The sequence below is a fragment of the Candidatus Terasakiella magnetica genome, from assembly GCF_900093605.1.
GTDB classification, from domain to species: domain Bacteria; phylum Pseudomonadota; class Alphaproteobacteria; order Rhodospirillales; family Terasakiellaceae; genus Terasakiella; species Terasakiella magnetica.
Window position 1 is genome coordinate 103,114 of sequence record NZ_FLYE01000002.1, and the last position, 20,809, is coordinate 123,922.

General features: G+C 47.7%; 21 protein-coding genes. 12 read left to right on the forward strand and 9 right to left on the reverse strand.

Going from position 1 to position 20,809, the window contains the following annotated elements:
- Positions 1 to 72: 72 nt before the first annotated feature.
- Positions 73 to 207 (forward strand): hypothetical protein, encoded by a 135-nt coding sequence (locus MTBPR1_RS18345; RefSeq protein ID WP_276204530.1) that lies wholly within the window; start codon positions 73 to 75, stop codon positions 205 to 207.
- Between the two features lie 6 nt (positions 208 to 213).
- Positions 214 to 2,934 carry a sensor histidine kinase gene (locus MTBPR1_RS03645; protein WP_069186196.1) on the forward strand — a complete coding sequence of 907 codons (2,721 nt, stop codon included), beginning with the start codon at positions 214 to 216 and terminating at the stop codon, positions 2,932 to 2,934.
- A 57-nt stretch (positions 2,935 to 2,991) separates the two neighbouring features.
- Here the strand turns inward: MTBPR1_RS03645 and MTBPR1_RS03650 are convergent, their stop codons facing one another.
- Together MTBPR1_RS03650 and paaX are read right to left on the reverse strand one after the other, a co-directional pair.
- On the reverse strand, positions 2,992 to 4,263 hold the full coding sequence (locus tag MTBPR1_RS03650) for an FAD-dependent oxidoreductase (RefSeq protein ID WP_069186197.1): 1,272 nt from the start codon (positions 4,261 to 4,263) through the stop codon (positions 2,992 to 2,994).
- The gene (gene paaX / locus MTBPR1_RS03655) at positions 4,260 to 5,231 is read right to left on the reverse strand and encodes a phenylacetic acid degradation operon negative regulatory protein PaaX (RefSeq protein WP_069186198.1); all 972 of its coding nucleotides are present in this window, start codon (positions 5,229 to 5,231) and stop codon (positions 4,260 to 4,262) included. Before paaX ends, MTBPR1_RS03650 begins: the two co-directional genes overlap by 4 nt.
- Positions 5,232 to 5,598: 367 nt before the next feature.
- Here paaX and MTBPR1_RS03660 point away from each other — a divergent pair, with 367 nt between their 5' ends.
- From MTBPR1_RS03660 to MTBPR1_RS03705, 10 genes are all read left to right on the forward strand, one after another.
- On the forward strand, positions 5,599 to 6,426 hold the full coding sequence (locus MTBPR1_RS03660) for a Phenylacetic acid catabolic protein (RefSeq protein ID WP_069186199.1): 828 nt from the start codon (positions 5,599 to 5,601) through the stop codon (positions 6,424 to 6,426).
- Between the two features lie 38 nt (positions 6,427 to 6,464).
- Positions 6,465 to 6,866: a hypothetical protein gene (locus tag MTBPR1_RS03665; RefSeq protein ID WP_083222867.1), complete on the forward strand. Its 402-nt coding sequence runs from the start codon at positions 6,465 to 6,467 to the stop codon at positions 6,864 to 6,866.
- Between the two features lie 306 nt (positions 6,867 to 7,172).
- On the forward strand, positions 7,173 to 8,342 hold the full coding sequence (locus MTBPR1_RS03670) for an ABC transporter substrate-binding protein (RefSeq protein WP_069186200.1): 1,170 nt from the start codon (positions 7,173 to 7,175) through the stop codon (positions 8,340 to 8,342).
- 117 nt (positions 8,343 to 8,459) lie between these two features.
- Complete coding sequence (locus MTBPR1_RS03675; protein ID WP_069186201.1) at positions 8,460 to 9,335, forward strand: branched-chain amino acid ABC transporter permease; 876 nt, start codon at positions 8,460 to 8,462, stop codon at positions 9,333 to 9,335.
- A gap of 2 nt (positions 9,336 to 9,337) precedes the next feature.
- Positions 9,338 to 10,273, forward strand: a complete 936-nt coding sequence (locus tag MTBPR1_RS03680; protein ID WP_069186202.1) for a branched-chain amino acid ABC transporter permease — start codon at positions 9,338 to 9,340, stop codon at positions 10,271 to 10,273.
- Positions 10,270 to 11,025, forward strand: coding sequence for an ABC transporter ATP-binding protein (locus MTBPR1_RS03685; protein WP_069186203.1), 756 nt, complete (start codon positions 10,270 to 10,272; stop codon positions 11,023 to 11,025). The genes MTBPR1_RS03680 and MTBPR1_RS03685 overlap by 4 nt, the downstream gene beginning before the upstream one ends.
- Before the next feature lie 4 nt (positions 11,026 to 11,029).
- Positions 11,030 to 11,734 (forward strand): ABC transporter ATP-binding protein, encoded by a 705-nt coding sequence (locus MTBPR1_RS03690; protein WP_069186204.1) that lies wholly within the window; start codon positions 11,030 to 11,032, stop codon positions 11,732 to 11,734.
- A 26-nt stretch (positions 11,735 to 11,760) separates the two neighbouring features.
- A complete protein-coding gene (locus MTBPR1_RS03695; protein WP_069186205.1) occupies positions 11,761 to 12,717 on the forward strand; it encodes an MBL fold metallo-hydrolase in 957 nt (318 codons plus the stop codon).
- Between the two features lie 27 nt (positions 12,718 to 12,744).
- Positions 12,745 to 13,335, forward strand: a complete 591-nt coding sequence (locus MTBPR1_RS03700; RefSeq protein WP_069186206.1) for a hemerythrin domain-containing protein — start codon at positions 12,745 to 12,747, stop codon at positions 13,333 to 13,335.
- 227 nt (positions 13,336 to 13,562) lie between these two features.
- Positions 13,563 to 13,748, forward strand: a complete 186-nt coding sequence (locus tag MTBPR1_RS03705) for a hypothetical protein (RefSeq protein ID WP_069186207.1) — start codon at positions 13,563 to 13,565, stop codon at positions 13,746 to 13,748.
- Positions 13,749 to 13,836: 88 nt separating this feature from the next.
- On the opposite strand, the gene paaK is transcribed toward MTBPR1_RS03705, so the two are convergent.
- From paaK to MTBPR1_RS03740, 7 genes are all read right to left on the reverse strand, one after another.
- The gene (gene paaK, locus MTBPR1_RS03710) at positions 13,837 to 15,141 is read right to left on the reverse strand and encodes a phenylacetate--CoA ligase PaaK (protein ID WP_069186208.1); all 1,305 of its coding nucleotides are present in this window, start codon (positions 15,139 to 15,141) and stop codon (positions 13,837 to 13,839) included.
- 41 nt (positions 15,142 to 15,182) lie between these two features.
- On the reverse strand, positions 15,183 to 16,388 hold the full coding sequence (pcaF, locus tag MTBPR1_RS03715; protein WP_069186209.1) for a 3-oxoadipyl-CoA thiolase: 1,206 nt from the start codon (positions 16,386 to 16,388) through the stop codon (positions 15,183 to 15,185).
- Position 16,389: 1 nt separating this feature from the next.
- A complete protein-coding gene (paaI, locus tag MTBPR1_RS03720) occupies positions 16,390 to 16,818 on the reverse strand; it encodes a hydroxyphenylacetyl-CoA thioesterase PaaI (protein ID WP_126464991.1) in 429 nt (142 codons plus the stop codon).
- Positions 16,811 to 18,352, reverse strand: a complete 1,542-nt coding sequence (locus tag MTBPR1_RS03725) for a 3-hydroxyacyl-CoA dehydrogenase (protein ID WP_069186211.1) — start codon at positions 18,350 to 18,352, stop codon at positions 16,811 to 16,813. Before MTBPR1_RS03725 ends, paaI begins: the two co-directional genes overlap by 8 nt.
- Positions 18,353 to 19,144: a 2-(1,2-epoxy-1,2-dihydrophenyl)acetyl-CoA isomerase PaaG gene (paaG, locus tag MTBPR1_RS03730; RefSeq protein WP_069186212.1), complete on the reverse strand. Its 792-nt coding sequence runs from the start codon at positions 19,142 to 19,144 to the stop codon at positions 18,353 to 18,355.
- Positions 19,145 to 19,149: 5 nt separating this feature from the next.
- Positions 19,150 to 19,953 (reverse strand): enoyl-CoA hydratase-related protein, encoded by an 804-nt coding sequence (locus MTBPR1_RS03735; protein ID WP_205631206.1) that lies wholly within the window; start codon positions 19,951 to 19,953, stop codon positions 19,150 to 19,152.
- Positions 19,954 to 20,021: 68 nt separating this feature from the next.
- Positions 20,022 to 20,789, reverse strand: coding sequence for a Phenylacetic acid catabolic protein (locus tag MTBPR1_RS03740; RefSeq protein ID WP_069186282.1), 768 nt, complete (start codon positions 20,787 to 20,789; stop codon positions 20,022 to 20,024).
- Positions 20,790 to 20,809 lie beyond the last annotated feature (20 nt).

The following is a 20,809-nucleotide window of genomic DNA, read 5'->3' on the forward strand; positions in this document are numbered from 1 at the left end:
GGACTATGTTTGTTCGGCGTTCTTTTGTTTAGCCCGTCGATCATTTCTATTTTTGATCGGGGTGGGGAAACCATGTGGTTTGGGATCCCTGTTTTGCTGGTTTATTTATTTGGTGCATGGTTCGGCCTTATTGTGCTTGCCGCCCTGATGGTTATTCGCAGGCAGATGGATGCGCCAGACCCCATTGATTTAGATGAGGAGGGGTAGACAGTTATGTTGTCCAATGCTTCCATCTTTATTGCCTCAGCCATTTATTTGGGACTGCTTTTTGCTATCGCCTATTGGGGGGATCGCCGGGCAGAACAGGGGCGAAGCCTGCTTAAAAATCCAACGATTTATGCTCTTTCCATTGCGGTATATTGTACCTCTTGGACCTTTTATGGTTCTGTTGGGCGGGCAGCTTCCAGCGGGATTGGGTTTTTGCCAATTTATCTTGGCCCGACCTTAACCTTTTTACTGGGTTGGTTTGTGATCGGCAAAATCATGCGCATCAGCCGCAAGCATCGTATTACCTCCATTGCTGATTTTGTCTCCTCACGTTATGGTAAAAGCCATGTGTTGGGCGGGCTTGTGACCATCATCGCGGTGGTCGGGATTATGCCTTATATCTCCTTACAGTTAAAAGCGGTCTGGACCAGTTATAATGTGATGGTTGGTGTGGCTGAAAGCGCGCCAAGTGCGATATGGGATGATAAGGCTCTCTATGTGGCCTTGTTGATGGCGGCTTTTACCATTGTGTTTGGTACGCGCCATATTGATGCGACGGAGCAGCATGAAGGTATGGTCACCGCTATTGCCTTTGAATCCATTATTAAGCTTTTGGCTTTTCTCGCGGTGGGGATTTTTGTCAGCTATTCCATGTTTGACGGGGTGTCAGATATTTATGCGCGCGCAGCCGCCCATCAAGATCTTTCAAGTTTATTGACCATGTCCAAGGCTGAAGGCAACTGGCTGACCCTTGGGATATTGGCGATGGTTGCCATTATCTTCTTGCCCCGCCAGTTTCAGGTGATTGTGGTGGAAAATACCGATGAGCGCCATTTGTCTCATGCGGTTTGGATGTTCCCGCTTTATCTTTTGCTCATTAACCTGTTTGTCTTGCCCATTGCGTTGGGTGGCTTGCTTTATTTTAGTGATGGCGGGGTGGATGCCGATACGTTTGTGCTCGCTTTGCCCTTGGCAGAAGGTCATCCGTGGTTAGCCTTGTTTGTCTTTATCGGGGGGCTTTCTGCGGCAACAGGCATGGTGATTGTGGCTGCGATCGCACTTTCCACCATGATTTGTAACGATCTGGTGATGCCGATTTTATTGCGTTTTTTCAAAACCAAACTGGAAGAACGCACAGAGATGACGAGCTTGCTCCTATTTATCAGGCGCATGGCGATCATCATTATCTTGCTGTTGGGATATCTCTATTACCGCATTATTGGTGAATCTTATGCGCTGGTGACCATTGGACTTGTGTCTTTTACAGCCGCCGCCCAGTTTGCGCCTGTGATCCTAGGCGGGATTTATTGGAAAGGCGGCACGCAACGCGGTGCGGTTGCCGGACTGATCGCGGGCTTTATGGTCTGGGGCTATACATTGGTGTTGCCGTCTTTTGCCCTTTCTGATTGGTTGCCGATTTCTTTTGTTAATCAAGGCCCCTTTGGGATTGACCTGTTGAAGCCTTATCAGCTCTTTGGGCTGGGCGGCATGGATAATATCTCCCATGCGCTATTTTGGTCCATGATTGCTAATATCGGCAGTTATATTCTGTTCTCGCTGTTTGATCGTCCCAGTGCGATTGAGCGTATTCAGGCCACCTTGTTTGTGGAAGTGGACCGTCAAGCTGCCTTGGCTCAGTCGGTCGGTTTTTGGGGCGCACAAGTTTCTGTGAGTGAACTGCGTAATCTCTCGTCACGTTATATTGGGCGCGATGCTACCTATAAAGCCTTTAGTGAACATGCGGTGCGCCGTGATATTGATGAAAATAATTGGGATCAGGCAGCACCCTATACGGTGCGTTTTTGTGAGCGCCTGCTTGCAGGTGCCATCGGGTCAGCCTCAGCCCGTGTCTTGGTGGCATCCGTTGTAAAAGGTAAAGGCGCAAGCCTTGATGAGATGTTGGAAGTGCTTGATGAAGCCTCCCACGTGATTGAATATTCCCACCAGTTGGAGCTAAAATCTGAAGCCTTGGAAACAGCAACCACTGAATTGCAGGAAGCTAATGAGCGTTTGCGCGAGCTTGACCGTCTTAAAGATGAGTTTCTCTCTCATGTGGCCCATGAGCTACGCACCCCGCTGACCTCCATTCGTGGGTTTACCGAGATTTTGCATGACAATCCAGATATCGAGATTGAGCAACGCCAGAACTTCCTTGGGGTGATGGTGGAGGAATGCCAACGTTTAACCCGATTGATTAACCAAGTGCTTGATCTCGCCCGTATCGAATCGGGGCGTGAGACATGGGATATTGGTGAAGTGGAAATGCGCGATGTGATTAAGCATGGTGTGGAGACATTGAGCCAAGAATGTGAGAAGGACAATGTGGAGCTGAATGTACGGGTGCCGAAATATCTCTCGCTCGTGTTTGGAGATAAAGACAAGCTCACCCAGATTGTTATTAACTTAGTCTCGAACGCCCAAAAAATTTACAAGGGTGAGGGCGGCAAGATTGATATCAACCTTGTGGATATGGGCGACCATGTACGTGTGGAAGTCAAAGATTATGGCCCGGGCTTGCATGAAGATGAATTACAGCGCGTGTTTGAAAAATTCTATCAGGCCAAACAGGTTGGGACAGGCAACCCCACAGGCTCTGGCCTTGGCCTTGCTATTTGTCAGCGCATTATTGATCATCTGGGCGGCAAAATCTGGGTGGAAAGTATTCATGGTAAAGGCGCGAGCTTCTTCTTTACCGTGCCGTTTTCTGATCGCGCTATGAAGACGTGATGAGAGTGCTTTAAAAAAAGGGATAAGAGGTCCCCGCTTTTGCGAGGACGACCAATCTTAAAAGCTGACCTGTTTTTCACGCACACGGCCTGGGCGCGCGGCAGCTTCCTCACTGGCTTCGATTTTTTTCCAATTGTCAAAATCAACCGTGGTGACATTGCGCTCATTGAGTAGGGCATCTAGGCCTGCGGAGCCTTGCTTGTTGCTTTCACCATCAAACTGTTCAATAGCGCGCTTTGCCATCTCCATGGATTCTTTGCGATTGGTTGGGATGGTGCCTTGGGGGCCGTGTTTGGCCCAGCCAGAAACATAAACGCCGTCTTCCACAACGCCTTCGTTATTTTTAACAATGGTGCCCGCCATGGGCAGACCTTCAAAAGGAGCGGTTTCATAGCCAATGGCAGAAATGACGGTGGAAACCTCAATATCAAAGGTCTCACCTGTTCCTTGAAGGCGTCCTTCAACAAGGGCTGTGCGTTCAAGTCGCAAGCCTTCAACCGAAGTCTCACCGAGAATTTCAACGGGTTTGGCCCAGAATTGCATGTTGAGTGTCTTGGTCTTATTCCCGCGTTCTTGATCCGCAAGAGCGCGCAGAATTTCCATATTTTTTTCTTTATTCTTTTGCGCTTTAGGATCATCTTCTTGCGGCTCAGCACTTAAGTCATCATTTAAAATGACAGGGTGGCACTGGGCAAGGTGACCAAGTTCATTTGCCTCTGACGGCGTAAAGGCGGCTTGGGCAGCACCGCGACGCCCGATCATGTAATAGGCGCTTAAGTCTTGGGCACCAATGGCCTCTTCTGCATGTTGGCACAGGTCTGAGCCTTCCATTTCCTCAGAAGATTTTGCCAATACGCGCACAATATCAATGGCCACATTACCGTTGCCGATAATTGCGACGCCTTGTGGGCCAAGCTTTGGGGAAAGCTCAACATAATCGGGATGACCGTTATACCAGTTTACAAAAGCGCTGGAGCCATAAACCCCTTTAAGTTCTTCACCTTTAATGCCCATTTTGCGATCAACCGAGGCACCGATGGCGAGAAAGACAATGTCATAAAGCTCTTTAAGCTCGCCATAAGAAATGTCTTTGCCAATTTCCACATTACCGAGAAAACGCACATTTTCATTATTCATGGTGCGCTCAAACTGGCGGGTGACATTTTTGGTGCCTTGATGGTCTGGCGCTACACCGGCGCGCACGAGGCCAAAGGGCGTGTGTAAACGCTCAATAATATCAATTTGGCACTCGGGTAGTTTTTTGGCAAAGGTATCGGCGGCGTAAAAGCCACTGGGGCCACTGCCGATGATCGCGATTTTTGCAGTCATAAGGTGAGACTCTCTGTTTCTAGTGAGCCCTCTTCTGTACCGACAAGCCCGCCAAAGCGATTATAAAAATACGGGCTGGCATCGGGCAGGGGGCCTTCTGCTGTTTCAAGTAAGGATTCAAGATGTTTTTCTGCACTGGGTGCACAAAGACGATAAAGATTTGCACATAGGGTTGCTGCGGTTGATCCCGGCCAGTCTGCATGAAGCAGCTCATCTGGCAACATAGGGTCGCGCAACATGATACGGCGATATTCATGGATAAGCAGGGTGCGCACCAAAAAACTGTTTTGTGGGTCAATCTCGCCTTCACTGCTGAGCGCATGATAAAAGGGGCGAAAGGCCTCAAGGAAATTATTGTAATCGTCTGCTAACTGCTCAAGGTCCCAACTGCCATGGACCATATTGCGATGCGGTGTATTGCCGCTTTGACGATCAGCACGCGCAGCCATGGTGACCACATCATCAGTCACATCCATATCCTGAATGATTTGACGCACCGCGCGAATATCGGCTGCGGGATGAGCAAACACATTGGGCGCAACAGTGCCAAAGCCAAGCCATTGAAATTCACGGCGCAAGGCATCCCGAATATCTTGAGACAGATTGGCCTTATTGACGATTACCATCAGCCATTCCCCGTTCCATGTGCGATGGGGGGAGGCATAAATACGACGATGCGCTGTTTCAAAACGCCGACGACCAATTTCTGTGAGCTTATAATAGCTGCGTCGCCCGATCTGGTTTGAGGCCAGCCATTCATCTTTAGATAGGCGAAAAACAGCCGTGCGCACCATACGCTCACTTAAACCAAGTGGTTCGACCAGATTAATCAAGCTACCAAGCCAGACAGAGCCACCATGAGGAAGAATGGCATCACCATAAACAGTTACCAATAAGGACTTCGCCCGCAATGTGGTTTTATCGCGTAACTCGAAAATAGCATCCTGAATTTTTTTGTTATTCGTCATGGTAATCCGAACCTGTATTTCTAAATAGAGAGGTAAAATGTCGCGCTATGTCATAGCACATTGCGCGTAAATTTTCAGTGCTTACTCTCTGTGCGATACAATAGTTACATATTTTAGCTATGTCACTTAAAAAAGTGTAACGCTTTATGAAATGTATCATTTGATATTAATTTTGTAAAAAAAAGCAAAACTAAAAATTCTAATGTTTTAATAGGTTAAGGTGATTTTTCTAGAGAAGATATAAAAAGGGTTTGACAGAATTTAATATGATACATTATTCTCAGAAAAGAATCATTTAGTGTGTCATATAACGAGAAAGATGCCGCTAGATGGTATGGGAAGAAGATTTAAACAGTTGGAGGAAACTATGGCTAAATGGAAAACGTACGATAAAGGCGATGAAATGCCGGAAGAGTACAAGAAGCTCTTATTAAATTTGATGAGTTTCCAAGGCGATTCTGAATATGCAGGCGCACAGCGCGTTGCAGAAAACATGCGCTTTGCTCCACGCCCTGAAGAAGCATATCGCCTTTCTAAAAAGGTGATGGAAGAAATGGGTCACGGGTATTACATCTGGAACTTGATGTCTGACCTTGGTGTTGATGTGAACGCACGTTTGCGTGAGCTGGTCACAAACCCAAATAACCCAGATGGTGAAAAAGTAACGATCATTAACGGTTTTCGTAAGGAAAACTGGTCTAAGCTTTTTGAGTGCTGGGAAGATGTTGCCTTGTTCTCAACTGTTGTAACACCTGCGGCTGTGGCTTTCCTTGGTCAATATCGTGAGTGTTCTTACCTGCCATGGGCACGTGTGAATGTGCGCATCCATAAAGAAGAATATGGTCATCTTGCATTTGGTGTGTGGGCTTCTAAGCGTTGTATCGAATTTGGTGGGGAAGAGACCCGTCAGTTCATGCAAAAGCGCGTTGAGAAATTCATGAAAGTTGGCCTTGGTTTTTATGGCCGTCCTTCTAAAGAAGGCGATAAGCAGTCTGCGATGTTTGATAAGTACTACGAGTACGGCATCAAAGTTAAAAAACCTGAAGAACTTCAAGAAGAATACCTTGAGCTTTTGGAATCACGTTTGAAAGAAGTTGGTCTTGAAATGCCACAAGGTGTTGAAGCTGATTATGACATGCGTGTTGGTTATGAAGCTGCTGATTTGGACGAACAAGTGTCTAAAGCGGCAAGCTAATATCTAGGTCCTGACCCTAAAACAAGGAGGCGTTTATCATGATCCCGGAACTACCAAACAAACTGTTTTCAACTGGTCGCAGTGTTCTTTCAAAATTTGGTTATGTCCATTTTGAAGGCGAAGAAAGTCGTGATGACTGGGCTGAAATGTGGGAGCACCTCAAAGGTGATTTCCCTCTTGAGCAAGCACAGGTGCCAAGCTTTGATGGGTTGGAACCAACTGTTCGCGAAGCAGCACGTGACTATATGAAAGTGCGTTTGTTGGCAGATCATTATCTGGATGAATGTGAACGTCTCCACGTTAATATTTTTAAAGGCAGTATTGAAACCGATCTGGTGGAAAAATACTCCCTCGCACGTGATCGTTACGAACATAGTGTGGAAGATTTTGGTGAAGCACGCGTTAAAGTACAGGGGCTCCTGTCTAAAAACGCGGCTTGATCAAGAACGGACTGGGCATCTTTCTTTGGGGGTGGGAAAGCTTTTTTAAAGAAGGATGTCGTCTTTAATCGTCAAGTTAAAAGGGTTCTAAATTTTTCTTGACGATTAGTTTTATTTGAAATAGTTTCAATCGAAACTAATAAAAAGAGGGTGTGGTTATAAAAAATAATCAAAGCCCTGGTTGACGAAGTCGCCAGTTGCATGCGCATAATTAATTCGCGTTATAAGATAACGTGCAAAAAAGCACAAGCTGGCAGATAAAATTACAACAAACGAAATATTGTCTATTTGGGAGGCAAAGAGATTATGACTTCACGTCACAATAAGATTAAAACTACAATCGCTGCATTGGGTATGGTTACCAGTGCACTTGCTTTGAATGCAACAGACGCAAATGCGGCTGACCCGATCAAAATCGGTACGTTCTTGGCTGTTACGGGGCCTGCATCTTTCTTGGGTGACCCTGAACTGAAAACGCTTGAGCTTTATGTTGAAGAATTGAACAAAAGCGGTGGCGTATTAGGCCGTCAAGTTGAACTGGTGCATTACGATACGGGTGCTGCGCCACCTAAAGCGATCGTTGCGGCAAAACGCCTGATCAACCAAGATAAAGTAGATATCATTGTTGGTGGTTCTGCTTCTGGTGAAACAATGGCTGTTATTCCGATTGTTGAAAAAGCCGGCATGCCCTTCATTTCTTTGGCGGGTTCTGTAAAGATTGTTGAGCCTGTGAAAAAGTGGGTTTTCAAAACGCCTCATACTGACAAAATGGCTTGTGGTAAAATCTTTGAAGATTTGAACAGCCGTGGCTTAAACACAATCGCCATGATCTCCGGTACAGGCGGTTTTGGTAAGTCCATGAACGGCCAATGTGCGAAATTGGCACCTGCTTACAAAATTAAAATTGCAACGTCTGAAACATATGGTCCAAAAGATACCGATATGACAGCGCAATTGACGAAAATTAAAGGTGTTTCCGGTGTTCAGGCCGTTGTAAATGCCGGTTTTGGTCAAGGCCCTGCAATTGTGACAAAAAATTACCGTCAGCTTGGTATGAATGCACCGCTATATCAGTCTCATGGTGTTGCCTCTAAGAGCTACATCGATCTGGCTGGTGATGCTGCTGAAGGTGTTCGTCTTCCTGCTGCTGCTTTGTTGGTTGCTGATGTGCTTCCTGCGTCTGATCCACAAAAAGCAGTGGTCCAAGAATATACCAAAGCTTACACAAATGCTTATGGTTCTTCCGTTTCCACATTCGGTGGTCACGCTTATGACGGCCTGCAAATGGCTGTTGCTGCAATCACACGTGCAGGCAGCACGGACAAAGACGCAGTTCGTGATGAAATCGAAAAAACAAGCGGTTACATCGGCACCGGTGGTGTTGTGAATATGTCTGCGACTGACCACCTTGGTCTGGGTTTGTCAGCCTTTAAAATGCTGGAAATCAAAAACGGCAGCTGGTCACTCGTAAAATAATGGCCTTGTTGGGAGTGAGGTTTTCCTCACTCCCAATCTTTAAGAAAATTCTGAAAGTTTCCTGACAAGGTTTAGGAAGCAACAGGTGAGTTTTATCTTCAAGAAAGACTTAATGAAATGCACGCAGAATTCCTGCAATTCCTGTTTTCCGGTGTGACGCTTGGCGCAACTTATGCCTTGGTCGGCTTGGGTTTCTCCATCATCTATAACGCATCACATGTGATCAATTTTGCGCAAGGCGAGTTTGTCATGTTAGGCGGAATGGGGACTGTTTTCTTCTTAGGGCTCGGTCTGCCGATGCCGGTTGCCATTTTGGCGGCGATTGCACTGACGACCCTTTTCGGTTTTGGTCTGGAACGTTTTGCCATTGCACCTGCACGCGGGGCATCAGTGGTGACCTTGATCATCATTACCATCGGGGCATCCATCGTCATGCGCGGTCTGGTACAGGTTGTCTGGGGCAAGGAATTTCATGCATTGCCATCCTTTAGTGGGGATGAACCGATTAACATCGCAGGGGCAACCATTTTGCCACAAAGCCTGTGGGTGTTGGGCGTGACCATCTTGCTGGTTTTGGCGCTTCGTTATTTCTTTGATAAAACCATCATGGGAAAGGCGATTATTGCGACCTCTCTCAATCGTGACGCAGCCCAATTGATGGGAATTAACGTGCGTCTCGTTTTATTTATTAGTTTCGGCTTGTCTGCAGCCTTGGGCGCAGCAGCTGGTATTTTGATCGCTCCGATTACGCTGACCAACTTTGAAGCTGGCATTATGTTGGGCCTAAAAGGCTTCTGCGCGGCTATTCTTGGTGGGCTTGGTAATGGTATGGGCGCGGTTGCTGGCGGGATGATCGTTGGTATTGCCGAGGCCATGGGGGCTGGCTATTGGATGTCTGAATATAAAGACGCCGTTGCCTTTGTTCTTATTTTGTTAGTGCTCTTTTTCAAACCAAGCGGCCTGTTTGGTAAAACCGGAACGGAGCGCGTGTAGTTATGATGACATTAAAATCACCTCGCACGGGCGGTATCCTCGCACTTTGTGGCGTTATCGCAATTCTTCCGGCCTTTCTTGATAATGCTTTCCATTATGAAATCGCCATTTTGATCGGCTTTAACGCGATAGTCTGTATCGGTCTAAACCTGTTAATCGGTTATGCGGGGCAAATCAGCTTGGGCCATGGTGCGTTTGTTGGTCTTGGGGCTTACGGTAGTGCCATTTTGACCATGAATCAGGGCTGGGACCCGATTTTGGCAATGCTTGTTTCAGCCCTCTTTACAGGTGTGTTGGCCTTCTTCATTGCCCGTCCGATCTTAAAGTTAAAAGGCCATTATCTGGCCATGGCAACATTGGGCATGGGGATTATCATCTCCATCGTGCTTAATACTGAAGATCAACATACAGGCGGCCCTGATGGTATGTATGTTGAAGGCTTGTCCTTTATGGCAGAGCAGATGAACTGGTATTGGCTTGTAGGTGCTTTATTGGTCTTTAGTGTTTGGGCCTCACTTAACCTGATCCATTCCCCTATTGGTCGCGCACTACGTGCTGTTCATGGCTCTGAAGTTGCGGCTGAAGTTGTGGGTGTGGACACTACGCGTTTTAAAGTCCTGATCTTTGTTGTCTCAGCAGTATTTGCCAGTGTTGTGGGGAGCTTTGGGGTTTACTATTCCAACTTTGTTTCCCCTGATATCGCAGGCTTTTTCCATTCCATCGAATTGGTGGTGATGGTGGTCTTTGGCGGCATGGCCTCTACATTTGGGGCGGTGATTGGCGCGGCTATTTTAACGTTATTGCCACAGGTTCTGACATTCTTGCATGATTATGAACATGTTGTTTTTGGTTTAATTTTGATGCTGACCATGATTTTCGTTCCAAAAGGTTTGGTGCCAACCCTTGCAGGCCTCTTTAAAAAGGGAGAGAAACCATGACCCTTTTAAAAGTAAATAACCTCTCGATTGAATTTGGTGGTGTACGGGCCATTGATGATCTCTCATTCACCATTAACCCAGGCACGATCCATTCTATCATCGGGCCAAATGGGGCGGGTAAGACAACATTGTTTAACTTGATCACAGGGGTCTATACGCCAACCAGCGGTACAGTCCTTTATGATGATGAAGGGGTGACAGGGTTTAAACCTTATGAGCTGGCTGCGCGCGGCATGAGCCGAACATTTCAAAACCTGCAAATCTTTTTCAACATGACGGCGATTGAAAATGTCATGGTGGGGGCTCACCTTCATCTTAATCGTAGTTTCTTGGCTTCTTTCTTTGGTTTACCGCAAATCAAAAAAGGAGATGCCCATTGTCGCGAGACTTGCCTTGAGCTGCTTGATTTTGTGGGTTTGAAAGACTATGCCGATACCGATACGGACAGCATGCCTTATGGTGCGCTTAAGCGTTTGGAAATTGCACGTGCCTTGGCGTCCAAGCCAAAAATCCTTTTACTGGATGAGCCTGCTGCCGGTCTAAACCCGGCAGAAAGTCGCGAGATTGATGAAGTCATCAAGAAAGTGGCAGAGCGTGGTATTACGGTTGTTCTGGTGGAACATGATATGAAGATGGTTATGGAAATTTCAGATCATATCCTTGTCCTTGATTACGGACGTAAACTGACAGAAGGTAGTGCACAGGAAGTGCGAAACAATCCGGATGTTATTGCGGCATATTTGGGGGGCTAAGGCTATGTTGAAAATTGAAAATCTCACCAGTCACTATGGTCGTATCCAAGCCCTTCATGGGGTTGATCTTGAAGTTAATGAGGGCGAACTGGTTGCCTTGGTTGGCGGTAACGGGGCGGGTAAAACCACACTGTTGCGCACCATTTCAGGCCTTCAGCCCGCCTCAAGCGGCACAGTCAGCTTTGAAGGCAGTGATATTACCGATATGGCGGCTGAAAAGCGTGTACCCTTGGATATCGCCCAAGTGCCAGAAGGCCGTCAGGTCTTTACCGCCCTTTCTGTTGAAGACAATATCCGCTTGGGTGCTTTTACCAAGAAAGATAAGGTGGAGATCGAAAGTGATCTTGAAAGCATGTATGGGCGTTTTCCGATTTTAAAGGAAAAACGCAATCAGGCCGCGGGTACACTTTCTGGGGGCCAACAGCAGATGCTCGCCATGGCGCGTGCTTTGATGTCGCGACCGCGGCTTTTATTGCTCGATGAACCCTCCATGGGGCTTTCACCCGTCTTGGTGATGGAAATCTTTGCCATTGTTGAAGAACTCAAAGAACAAGGCGTCACCATCTTTTTGGTGGAACAAAACGCCACAGCCGCCCTGCGTGTTGCAGATCGTGGCTACGTAATGGAAACAGGGAAAATCACGTTAACCGATAGCGGTGAGAAATTGCTTAACGATGAAACAGTTAAGGCCGCTTATCTCGGAATTTAATTCTATCTTTAGGGACCTATATAGATATGACAAAGAATTTTGCCTCAGCAGCTGACTTGGACGAAAAACAAGTCTCCTTTGAGAAACTCGGTGAAGGCCTTTATGCCTACACAGCAGAAGGTGATCCAAACACAGGGGTCATCATTGGTGATGATGGCGTGATGGTGATTGATACCCAAGCCACACCAACCATGGCCCAAGACGTGATCCGTCGTATTCGTGAAGTTACGGACCTGCCGATCAAATATGTTTTGATGTCACATTATCATGCAGTACGTGTTATGGGCGCTTCTGCTTATAATGCTGAGCAGATCATCGCTTCCAAGCCCACATACGATCTGATTGTAGAGCGTGGCGAGCATGACTTTAAATCTGAAGTGGGGCGTTTTCCGCGTCTGTTTGATGATGTTGAGTCTGTACCGGGCCTGACATGGCCAACAATGGTCTTTGAAAATAAAATGACCATCTTTATGGGCAAGCGCCGTGTGGAAATTATCCATGCTGGTCGTGGTCATACAGCGGGTGATACCATTGCATGGTTGCCTGATGATGGTGTGTTATTTGCCGGTGATTTGGTTGAATTTGGCGCGACACCCTATACAGGTGATGCGCATTTGGGGGATTGGCCGCAAACACTGGATGTGTTGCGTGGGTTAAAACCTGAGAAACTGGTACCCGGTCGTGGTGCTGCTTTGATGACGCCTGAGCTGTGCGAACAGGCAATCTCTGAAACACAAGACTTCCTTGAGTCTCTTTATGGGTCTGTGAAAAAGGGCCGTGAAGAAGGCAAGGAATTGGGCGAGATTTATAAAGATACATATGAAGCGCTTTCACCAAAGTTTGGTGAATGGGTGATCTTTGATCACTGTCTGCCTTTTGATGTGACACGTGCTTATGATGAAGCAGGTGGGTTAGACCATCCCCGCATCTGGACAGATGAGCGCGATGTTGCCATGTGGAAAGCGCTTGAAGAAGTCGAATAAACACTAAACTCTGATTGGGTTCTCAAAATGACCAAAGCAATCAACATAATGAAGCGAGAGCATCTCAGCCTGAATACGGTTTTGCATGTTCTCAACCAGCTTGTTCTGGATTTGGAAGCAGGCCGTTTGAAATCAAGCGATGTGGATTATGACCTTATTGAAAAGATCATGACCTATATCGAAGAATTCATCGATACCATGCACCATCCCAAAGAAGATGATTATCTTTTTCCGGCTTTGTTGAAAAAAACATCTGAAGCCAATGATGTGATTATGGAATTGCAGGAACAGCACAAGCAAGGTGTTGAACATCGCAAAAAGCTGGAAATCCATATTCAGGCCATGAAGGACAAGCACCCGGGCCAAGTTGAAAAAGTTGTTGATGTGTTGAAAGACTATCTAACAGCCCATCGTGAACATATGAAGCTGGAAGATAATGTTGTTATTCCTTTAGCTGAGCGTGTTCTTGATGAAGAAGACTGGGCACCGATTGAAGCTGCCTTTAACAACAATGCTGATCCGCTTTTTGGGGATGTGCCGAAGAATAAATTTAGAAAACTTCTGTCTGACATCACCTTCCTTGCGCCAGCCCCCATCGGGCTTGGTGGCAAAAGATAATTCTCCTAGGCTGTCGAGAGCAAATAGCCTTCCAAAAGGCGGCCTAATACTAAAGCCGGGTCCTTAAAGTATAGGGGCCCGGCTCTTTTTATATATATTTAGATAAATTGACTTTAAGCCTGCGAACTTGGATACTAACACCTAATAAGTGCCTACCCCCCCCCCCCCCTAACCAAGAGTTGGGTTTGGCGGGACGGATAAACTAAAATAACATTTGAGGGTATGACATGGCATTACTTGAATTAGCTACCGTAAAAATCGCTTTAGCAGGGATCACAAAGGCTGCAATTGCAGCTGGTCCAGTTGGTTTGCCTGTGGTGATTGCGGGTAGTTTTGGGTCTTTAATCTTGATGGAAACTGCGGCTTCTAAAACAAATGAGATTATCCTGCGCAACAAAGAGTGCGAGCAGTAATTTTCTTTTTAAAAGTGTAATTTGCGAGATCAAAAAAAACGCCTTTTCCTGATGTGGAGAAGGCGTTTTTTTGTTTGATTTAAGAGGTCTACTCTTTAGGGCGATTATCAGTCACGCGAACCGCTTTTCCTTGGGAGCGCGGAATAGCACCGGGCTCAAGCACATCAATGCTGGTTGAAATCCCGATGTAGGATTTAATGTGATGAGACAGTTTCTTTTTAATATCCTCATCATTGCTTTGCCCGTCTTCACGGCGCTCAACCTGCACTGCCAATGAATCCATATGACCTTTGCGGCTTAGGATCAGGTGGTAATGTGGGCTGAGACGTTCATCGCGCAAGACCTGTTCTTCAATCTGGCTTGGGAAGACATTCACGCCACGAATGATCATCATGTCATCTGAGCGCCCTGTGATCTTATCAAAGCGGCGCATGGTACGTGCGGTGCCGGGCAGCAGCTTTGTTAAATCTTTCGTGCGATAACGAATGACAGGCATGGCTTCTTTGGTGAGAGAGGTAAAGACCATTTCGCCCATTTCACCATCAGTCAGTGGGTTAAAGTTTGTATCGACAATTTCTGGATAGAAGTGATCTTCCCAAATGGTCGGGCCATCTTTTGTTTCCAGACATTCTTGGGCCACACCCGGTCCGATAACTTCTGAAAGACCATAAATATCAAGGCAATCAATGCCAAGACGGGCTTCCATCTCATCGCGCATTTTATTGGTCCAGGGCTCGGCCCCAAAGATACCACAACGCAGTTTAATTTCGCGTGGGTCCAGACCTTGGCGTTCCATCTCATCTGCGATTACGAGCATATAAGACGGTGTCACCATGATGACATCAGGATCAAAGTCACGCATCAACTGGACTTGCTTTTCCGTTTGACCACCTGACATGGGGATAACCGTACAGCCAAGCTCTTCTGCGCCGTAATGCGCGCCCATACCACCTGTAAACAAGCCATAACCATAAGCAACATGCACACGGTCATGGTGAGACACACCGGCTGCGCGAAGCGAACGTGCAACCACACCTGCCCAGACTTTTAAATCCTGCTTGGTATAGCCCACAACGGTTGGCTTACCTGTTGTCCCGCTTGAGGCATGCACGCGCACGACTTCTTCCATGGGTACGGCAAAACTATCAAACGGATAGGCTTTGCGTAGGTCTTCCTTCGTTGTGAAAGGGAACTTTTGCAAATCATCCAGATGCTTTAAATCATCGGGGTGGACCTGTGCATCAACACATTTTGCACGATAATAGGCCACATTTTGATAGGCATGTTCCAACGACCATTTCATCCGTTTGAACTGAAGCGCACGTAGCTCGTCTACGCTGGCTTTTTCAATGGGGTCTAGTTCCCCAAGCAAAGGCACATCTGTTGTTTGCATTTTAAGTAACTCCCAAACTTTCCCTGTGTTTTGGTATTTTTTTATACGCGTTCAATAATGGTTGCGATGCCTTGACCTACACCAATACACATGGTGCAAAGGGCATAACGACCATTTCTTCTTTCTAATTCATAAAGTGCGGTGGTGATCAGGCGCGCCCCGCTCATGCCTAATGGGTGGCCCAGTGAGATGGCCCCGCCATTTGGGTTTACGCGCCCATCATCATCAGCCAGTCCCAGCTCACGCATCACCGCAAGACCTTGGGAGGCAAAGGCTTCATTAAGCTCAATCACATCCATGTCTTCAAGGGTCAGGCCCGCTTTCTCCAACACTTTCTTGGAAGCAGGTGCGGGACCAATGCCCATGATGCGCGGCGCCACACCTGCTGTTGCCATGGCGATCACACGTGCACGCGGCTTTAGGCCCATTTTCTCAGCGCTCTCTTTGGAGGCCATAAGTATAGCACATGCCCCGTCATTTACACCTGAGGCATTGCCTGCTGTAACCGAGCCGCCATCGCGAAACGGTGCGCGCAGGCCTGAGAGGGTTTTAATGGTGGTATCGCTTCGGGGGTGTTCATCCATCTCAATGATTTTTGGCTCGCCTTTGCGCTGGGGGATGCTGACCGGGATAATCTCTTGGGCCAGACGGCCTTCATCTTGGGCGGCTTTGGTTTTTTGTTGTGAGCGAAGTGCAAAAGCATCTTGGTCTTTGCGTGAAACATTAAAGTCCTCAGCCACATTTTCAGCCGTTTCGGGCATGGAGTCTGTACCAAATTCCTTATCCATCAGCTTGTTGACGAAACGCCAGCCAATGGTTGTGTCATAAACCGCATTGCCGCGTGAAAAAGCGCTTTCGGCTTTTGGCATCACAAATGGTGCGCGCGACATGCTTTCCACGCCACCAGCAATCATTAAGTCACAATCACCAGACTTAATGGAACGCGCTGATAAACCAACCGCATCCATGCCAGAGCCACACAAGCGGTTGACTGTGGTGCCGGGCACGTCTGTTGGCAGGCCTGCCAAAAGGCTCGACATGCGCGCAACGTTGCGGTTGTCTTCACCAGCTTGGTTGGCACAGCCATAAATCACGTCATCGACCTTGGACCAATCCACTGTTGGGTTGCGCTCCATCAGTGCGCGCATGGGGATGGCACCGAGGTCATCCGCACGGACTTTAGAAAGGCCACCGCCATAACGGCCGATGGGTGTGCGAATGGCATCAATGATATAAGCGTCAGTCATCTTAAATTACTTCCCCGGAAATGGTTCGTGAGCGTCCTCGAAACAGTGCAACCACTGTCCCGTCCTGTTTGGTAACGGTGACATCATAGATGCCCGAGCGGCCCATCAAGATGGTTTCGCGCGCTTTTGCAGTAAGGACATCACCTTCATAAGAGGGACCTGAGTAGGTAATGTCGCATCCTGATGCCACCGTAACTTTGTTATATGTGTTGCAGGCATAGGCAAAGATCGTATCTGCCAGTGCAAATGTGGAGCCGCCATGGGTGGTGCCATGACCGTTGAGCATACTTTTTGTTACCGTCATCTCACCCTTGGCATAGCCCGGTGCAATCTCGGTGACTTTGATGCCCATTTCTTGTGCCTTATGATCGTTGGCAAACATGGTCTCAAAAGTCGCTTGGGCGAGTTCTTGCGGGGTAAGGTTACTCATGGAAATATTTCCCTGCATTGACCTTGCGGCGCAAAAGCGGACTTACGCGATAGCGATCTTCCCCATAGGTGCGGCCCAAATTCTCAATCACGGCTGAGATATAATCCGGTCCGATCTCATCAGCCCAAGCCAATGGACCTTTGGGATAATTCACGCCTTTTTGCATGGCGAGATCAACATCAGCAATCGTGCAGACTTTTTTATAAACCGTATCAGCCGCTTCATTCACGATCATGGCGATGGTGCGCGCATTGATCAGGCCGGGCACATCATCCATAACGGTGACGTTAATACCCATGGCTTGGAACAGGCCGCAGGCTTCGCTAATATGTTCTTCATCTGCAAGATCAGATGGGGCAATGGTAATGCGCTCTGTCTTGGCATAATCAATGGCCAGATCAAACAGCACCAACGCTTCATTGTCTTCACCTAATGGCATGGAGGCTTCCAGTTCGGTTGCCAACATACCCGGGGTGAGCATCAAATGGGTATGACCTACCGTGATGCGATCAATCACGCTGTCTTCAAGCTCGATACGTTCCACATCAAGGCCCGCTTCAACCATACGCTCAACCAACACTTCCGCAGGACCAAGATCACCTTCAATGATAATCTTGGAAGGCTTTAGCCCTTGTGGGGCAGTTTGAACGTCTGGGCTGGCAGCACCTTCGCTATAATCATAAAAACCACGCCCTGATTTGCGCCCGAGCAGGCCACCATCAACCAGTTCTTTTTGAACAAGCGAGGGTAAGAAACGGGGATCATTATAAAATTGAGCAAAGGTGGTTGTGGTCACCGCGTAGTTCACATCATGACCGATTAGGTCCATGAGCTCAAACGGGCCCATGCGAAAACCAGCAGATTGTTTGATCACCGCGTCAATGGTTGCCACATCCGCGCCGCCTTCTTCAAAGACGCGCAACGCCTCTGCATAAAAGGGGCGGGCCACACGGTTGACAATAAAGCCGGGTGTGGATTTGGCATGAACGGGTTTCTTACCCCAAGCAAGGCTTGTTTCGTATACGCAATCAGCAACTTCATTTGAAGTTGTCAGGCCTGAGATTACTTCCACAAGCTGCATGATTGGGGCTGGGTTGAAGAAGTGCATGCCTGCTAAGTGACTGGAACGTTTCAGTTTCGATCCAATCGCGGTTAATGAGATGGACGACGTATTAGAAGCCATAATGGTATCTTCACCACAGATCTCTTCCAGCTTGCCAAACACATCCTGTTTGATCTCGATATTCTCAATGATGGCCTCGATCACCAATTTGGCAGGCGCGAGAGCTTCAAGAGTATCAACAACTTGGATGCGCTCAAGCAGGCTGTCCACATCACTTTGGCTCATCTTGCCTTTCTCAACAAGACGGGCAAGGCCCTTGGCGGTTTTATCTTTACCAACTTGGGCAGCCCCCATCATGGCATCAAAAAGCAAAACGGGGTGTCCGGCCTTGGCGGCGACTTGGGCAATACCTGCGCCCATGGTGCCTGCGCCAATAACGGCAATGGTATCTGAGGATGAAAGAGCCGACATTTATTTACCTGTGAAGTTTGGTTTACGTTTTTCCAAGAAGGCAGAAACACCTTCTTTGTAATCATCGCTGAAACCAGCAAGCTTTTGCAAGTCACGTTCCATATCAAGTTGCTCATCAAATGTATTGGTTGGCGCTTCATTAATGGCGCGTTTGATCAGACCAAGGCCTAAAGTAGGCTGTTGGGCTAGCTTGGCTGCCAGCTCTTCAGTGGTTTCAACCAAGGCATCGTTATCGACACATTTCCAGATCATGCCCCATTCTTCAGCCTGTTCAGCCGAGATTTTATCACCGAGCAATGTCAAGGCTTTCGCGCGCGCGACACCCACAAGGTTTGGCAATGTCCATGTGCCGCCACTATCAGGCACAAGACCGATTTTGCAAAAGGCTTGGATAAAGCTTGCAGATTGCGCGGCATAAACAATGTCACAGGCCAGTGCGATATTGGCACCTGCACCAGCAGCCACACCATTCACCGCGCAAACGATTGGTTTTTCAATAGATTTGATCAGGCGCAATAGCGGGTTATAGAATTTATCAATAGTCTGGGAAAGATCGCGAGGACCTTCATCACCTTGAACAGCGCGATCGCCAAGGTCTTGCCCTGCACAAAAGCCACGCCCAGCAGCGGTTAGCAAAATAGCGCGCACGCCATCGTCTTTTTGACAGTCTTTTAAGGCGTCGCGTAATTCAACATGCATGACTTCATTAAAGCTGTTGAGAACATCGGGGCGGTTAAGCGTAATTTTTGCGTAGCCGTCTTTTTTCTCAAATAAAATGGTTTCCAAACTCATTGGTCTTATTGTCCCTTAAAAGTAGGTTTTCTTTTTTCCATAAAGGCGCTGACGCCTTCTGCTTTATCTTGTGTCGCAAACAGGGTCGCAAAGGAGCGACGCTCAAAGGCAATGCCTTGTGCCAACATGGCATCTGATGCTTTTAGTACGGATTCTTTTGCAAGTCGCGCCGCCACCGGGGGCTTTGTTGCAATGGTTTTAGCAAGGGCCATGGCTTTATCAATGGTCAGTTCCGGCTCACAGACTTCAGCGACGAGGCCAGCTTTTTCAGCCTCATGGGCGGACATAAACTGACCGGATAAGACCATGCGCATGGCTTTTGACTTGCCAATCATCTGGGTTAAGCGCTGTGTGCCACCTGCACCGGGGATAATGCCAAGATTAATTTCTGGCTGACCAAATTGCGCGTTCGTGCCTGCAAGTAACACATCACAATGCATGGCAAGCTCATTGCCCCCACCCAGGCAGAAACCATTAACGGCCCCGATCATGGGTTTGGGGAAATTGCGAATAGCCATCCAATAGCCACTGCGCGGATCATTCATCACATCCACAGGGGTTTTATCCGCCATTTCCGTAATGTCAGCCCCTGCGGCAAAGACCTTGGCCCCACCTGTTAAAACAACCGCGCGCACCATGTCGTCGTGTGTTGCTTTATCTAAGGTGTCTGCCAACTCTTTAAGCAGGTTTGTGCGCAAGGCATTGCGGGCCTTGGGACGGTTGATCTGAATGCTTAAGACAAAACTGTCATCAAGCGATGTCAGGATATCCTCAAGGCCATCCAGATAGGGGGGGAGGCGATCAGCCACTGTTGGCTCCTGTTAAAATCAATATGATACAAAAAACTCTTAGTATCGTATGAAATTGATAAATTTACTTAGCTGCGGGCTTCAAGGCCGATTCGGGCAAGCTGTTCAGCAATGCGGCTTTCCCATTTTGCCATGAGATCCGCATTAGGTGTTTTGCGCAAACCATAAGCTTTACCTTGTTCAAAATGTTGCGAATCGCTTTTGCCAAATGTGGCGGCAACGCGTGCGTACCAGTAATCGACGCTGGCTTGGGCCGCTTCAAGGCTGTAGCCGTTTTCCAATGCTTTTGCCAAGCCATTGCGACCCAGTTCAGCATGTTCTGCTTCGCGTGCGGCAATCTGTCCCATGGCAGAGGCAAGCGGGGCGTATGAACAATGGGAAATTTCTTCAAGCTGGATGCTGGATGCCAAGCCCATCAACATGTTCATGACAACTGAATCGAGCCAGCCTTCATAGGGGTAGTGCAAAACGTTCAGGCGTTTATCCCCGCCAATGTGGCGGTTGCCCAGATTAATGGTGCGCGACAAGCGGGCATCCCAAGGGTGAGATTGAACATAAAGGTCCGTATTCACACCAAAATCTTCAAGAAGCTCAAGAACCTGTTGGGCGTGATCGAATTTTTCTGAAACGATTCGCGAGGCTGTGCAACGTTCGCGCATGCCCGGAGCTTTATTGATAATATCTACAAAGCCAGCGGCACCTGCCAATTCAGAGTCAACGAAAGTGACCATCAGGCGGCGTAATTCACCCTTATATCCTGCTGTAAGCTCGTCTTTAGCTGTCAGTTTTTCGTTGTTTGCGATGCGTTGCAAAAGTGCATCTTCGTTCTTAGACATTATATCCTCTCCCATGGCAA

Bases quoted from the DNA above. Each gene is read 5' to 3' on its own strand.
- MTBPR1_RS18345 (WP_276204530.1), top strand. From the start codon at position 73: ATGTGGTTTGGGATCCCTGTTTTGCTGGTTTATTTATTTGGTGCATGG.
- MTBPR1_RS03645 (WP_069186196.1), top strand. From the start codon at position 214: ATGTTGTCCAATGCTTCCATCTTTATTGCCTCAGCCATTTATTTGGGA.
- MTBPR1_RS03650 (WP_069186197.1), bottom strand. From the start codon at position 4,263: ATGACTGCAAAAATCGCGATCATCGGCAGTGGCCCCAGTGGCTTTTAC.
- paaX (WP_069186198.1), bottom strand. From the start codon at position 5,231: ATGACGAATAACAAAAAAATTCAGGATGCTATTTTCGAGTTACGCGAT.
- MTBPR1_RS03660 (WP_069186199.1), top strand. From the start codon at position 5,599: ATGGCTAAATGGAAAACGTACGATAAAGGCGATGAAATGCCGGAAGAG.
- MTBPR1_RS03665 (WP_083222867.1), top strand. From the start codon at position 6,465: ATGATCCCGGAACTACCAAACAAACTGTTTTCAACTGGTCGCAGTGTT.
- MTBPR1_RS03670 (WP_069186200.1), top strand. From the start codon at position 7,173: ATGACTTCACGTCACAATAAGATTAAAACTACAATCGCTGCATTGGGT.
- MTBPR1_RS03675 (WP_069186201.1), top strand. From the start codon at position 8,460: ATGCACGCAGAATTCCTGCAATTCCTGTTTTCCGGTGTGACGCTTGGC.
- MTBPR1_RS03680 (WP_069186202.1), top strand. From the start codon at position 9,338: ATGATGACATTAAAATCACCTCGCACGGGCGGTATCCTCGCACTTTGT.
- MTBPR1_RS03685 (WP_069186203.1), top strand. From the start codon at position 10,270: ATGACCCTTTTAAAAGTAAATAACCTCTCGATTGAATTTGGTGGTGTA.
- MTBPR1_RS03690 (WP_069186204.1), top strand. From the start codon at position 11,030: ATGTTGAAAATTGAAAATCTCACCAGTCACTATGGTCGTATCCAAGCC.
- MTBPR1_RS03695 (WP_069186205.1), top strand. From the start codon at position 11,761: ATGACAAAGAATTTTGCCTCAGCAGCTGACTTGGACGAAAAACAAGTC.
- MTBPR1_RS03700 (WP_069186206.1), top strand. From the start codon at position 12,745: ATGACCAAAGCAATCAACATAATGAAGCGAGAGCATCTCAGCCTGAAT.
- MTBPR1_RS03705 (WP_069186207.1), top strand. From the start codon at position 13,563: ATGGCATTACTTGAATTAGCTACCGTAAAAATCGCTTTAGCAGGGATC.
- paaK (WP_069186208.1), bottom strand. From the start codon at position 15,141: ATGCAAACAACAGATGTGCCTTTGCTTGGGGAACTAGACCCCATTGAA.
- pcaF (WP_069186209.1), bottom strand. From the start codon at position 16,388: ATGACTGACGCTTATATCATTGATGCCATTCGCACACCCATCGGCCGT.
- paaI (WP_126464991.1), bottom strand. From the start codon at position 16,818: ATGAGTAACCTTACCCCGCAAGAACTCGCCCAAGCGACTTTTGAGACC.
- MTBPR1_RS03725 (WP_069186211.1), bottom strand. From the start codon at position 18,352: ATGTCGGCTCTTTCATCCTCAGATACCATTGCCGTTATTGGCGCAGGC.
- paaG (WP_069186212.1), bottom strand. From the start codon at position 19,144: ATGAGTTTGGAAACCATTTTATTTGAGAAAAAAGACGGCTACGCAAAA.
- MTBPR1_RS03740 (WP_069186282.1), bottom strand. From the start codon at position 20,789: ATGTCTAAGAACGAAGATGCACTTTTGCAACGCATCGCAAACAACGAA.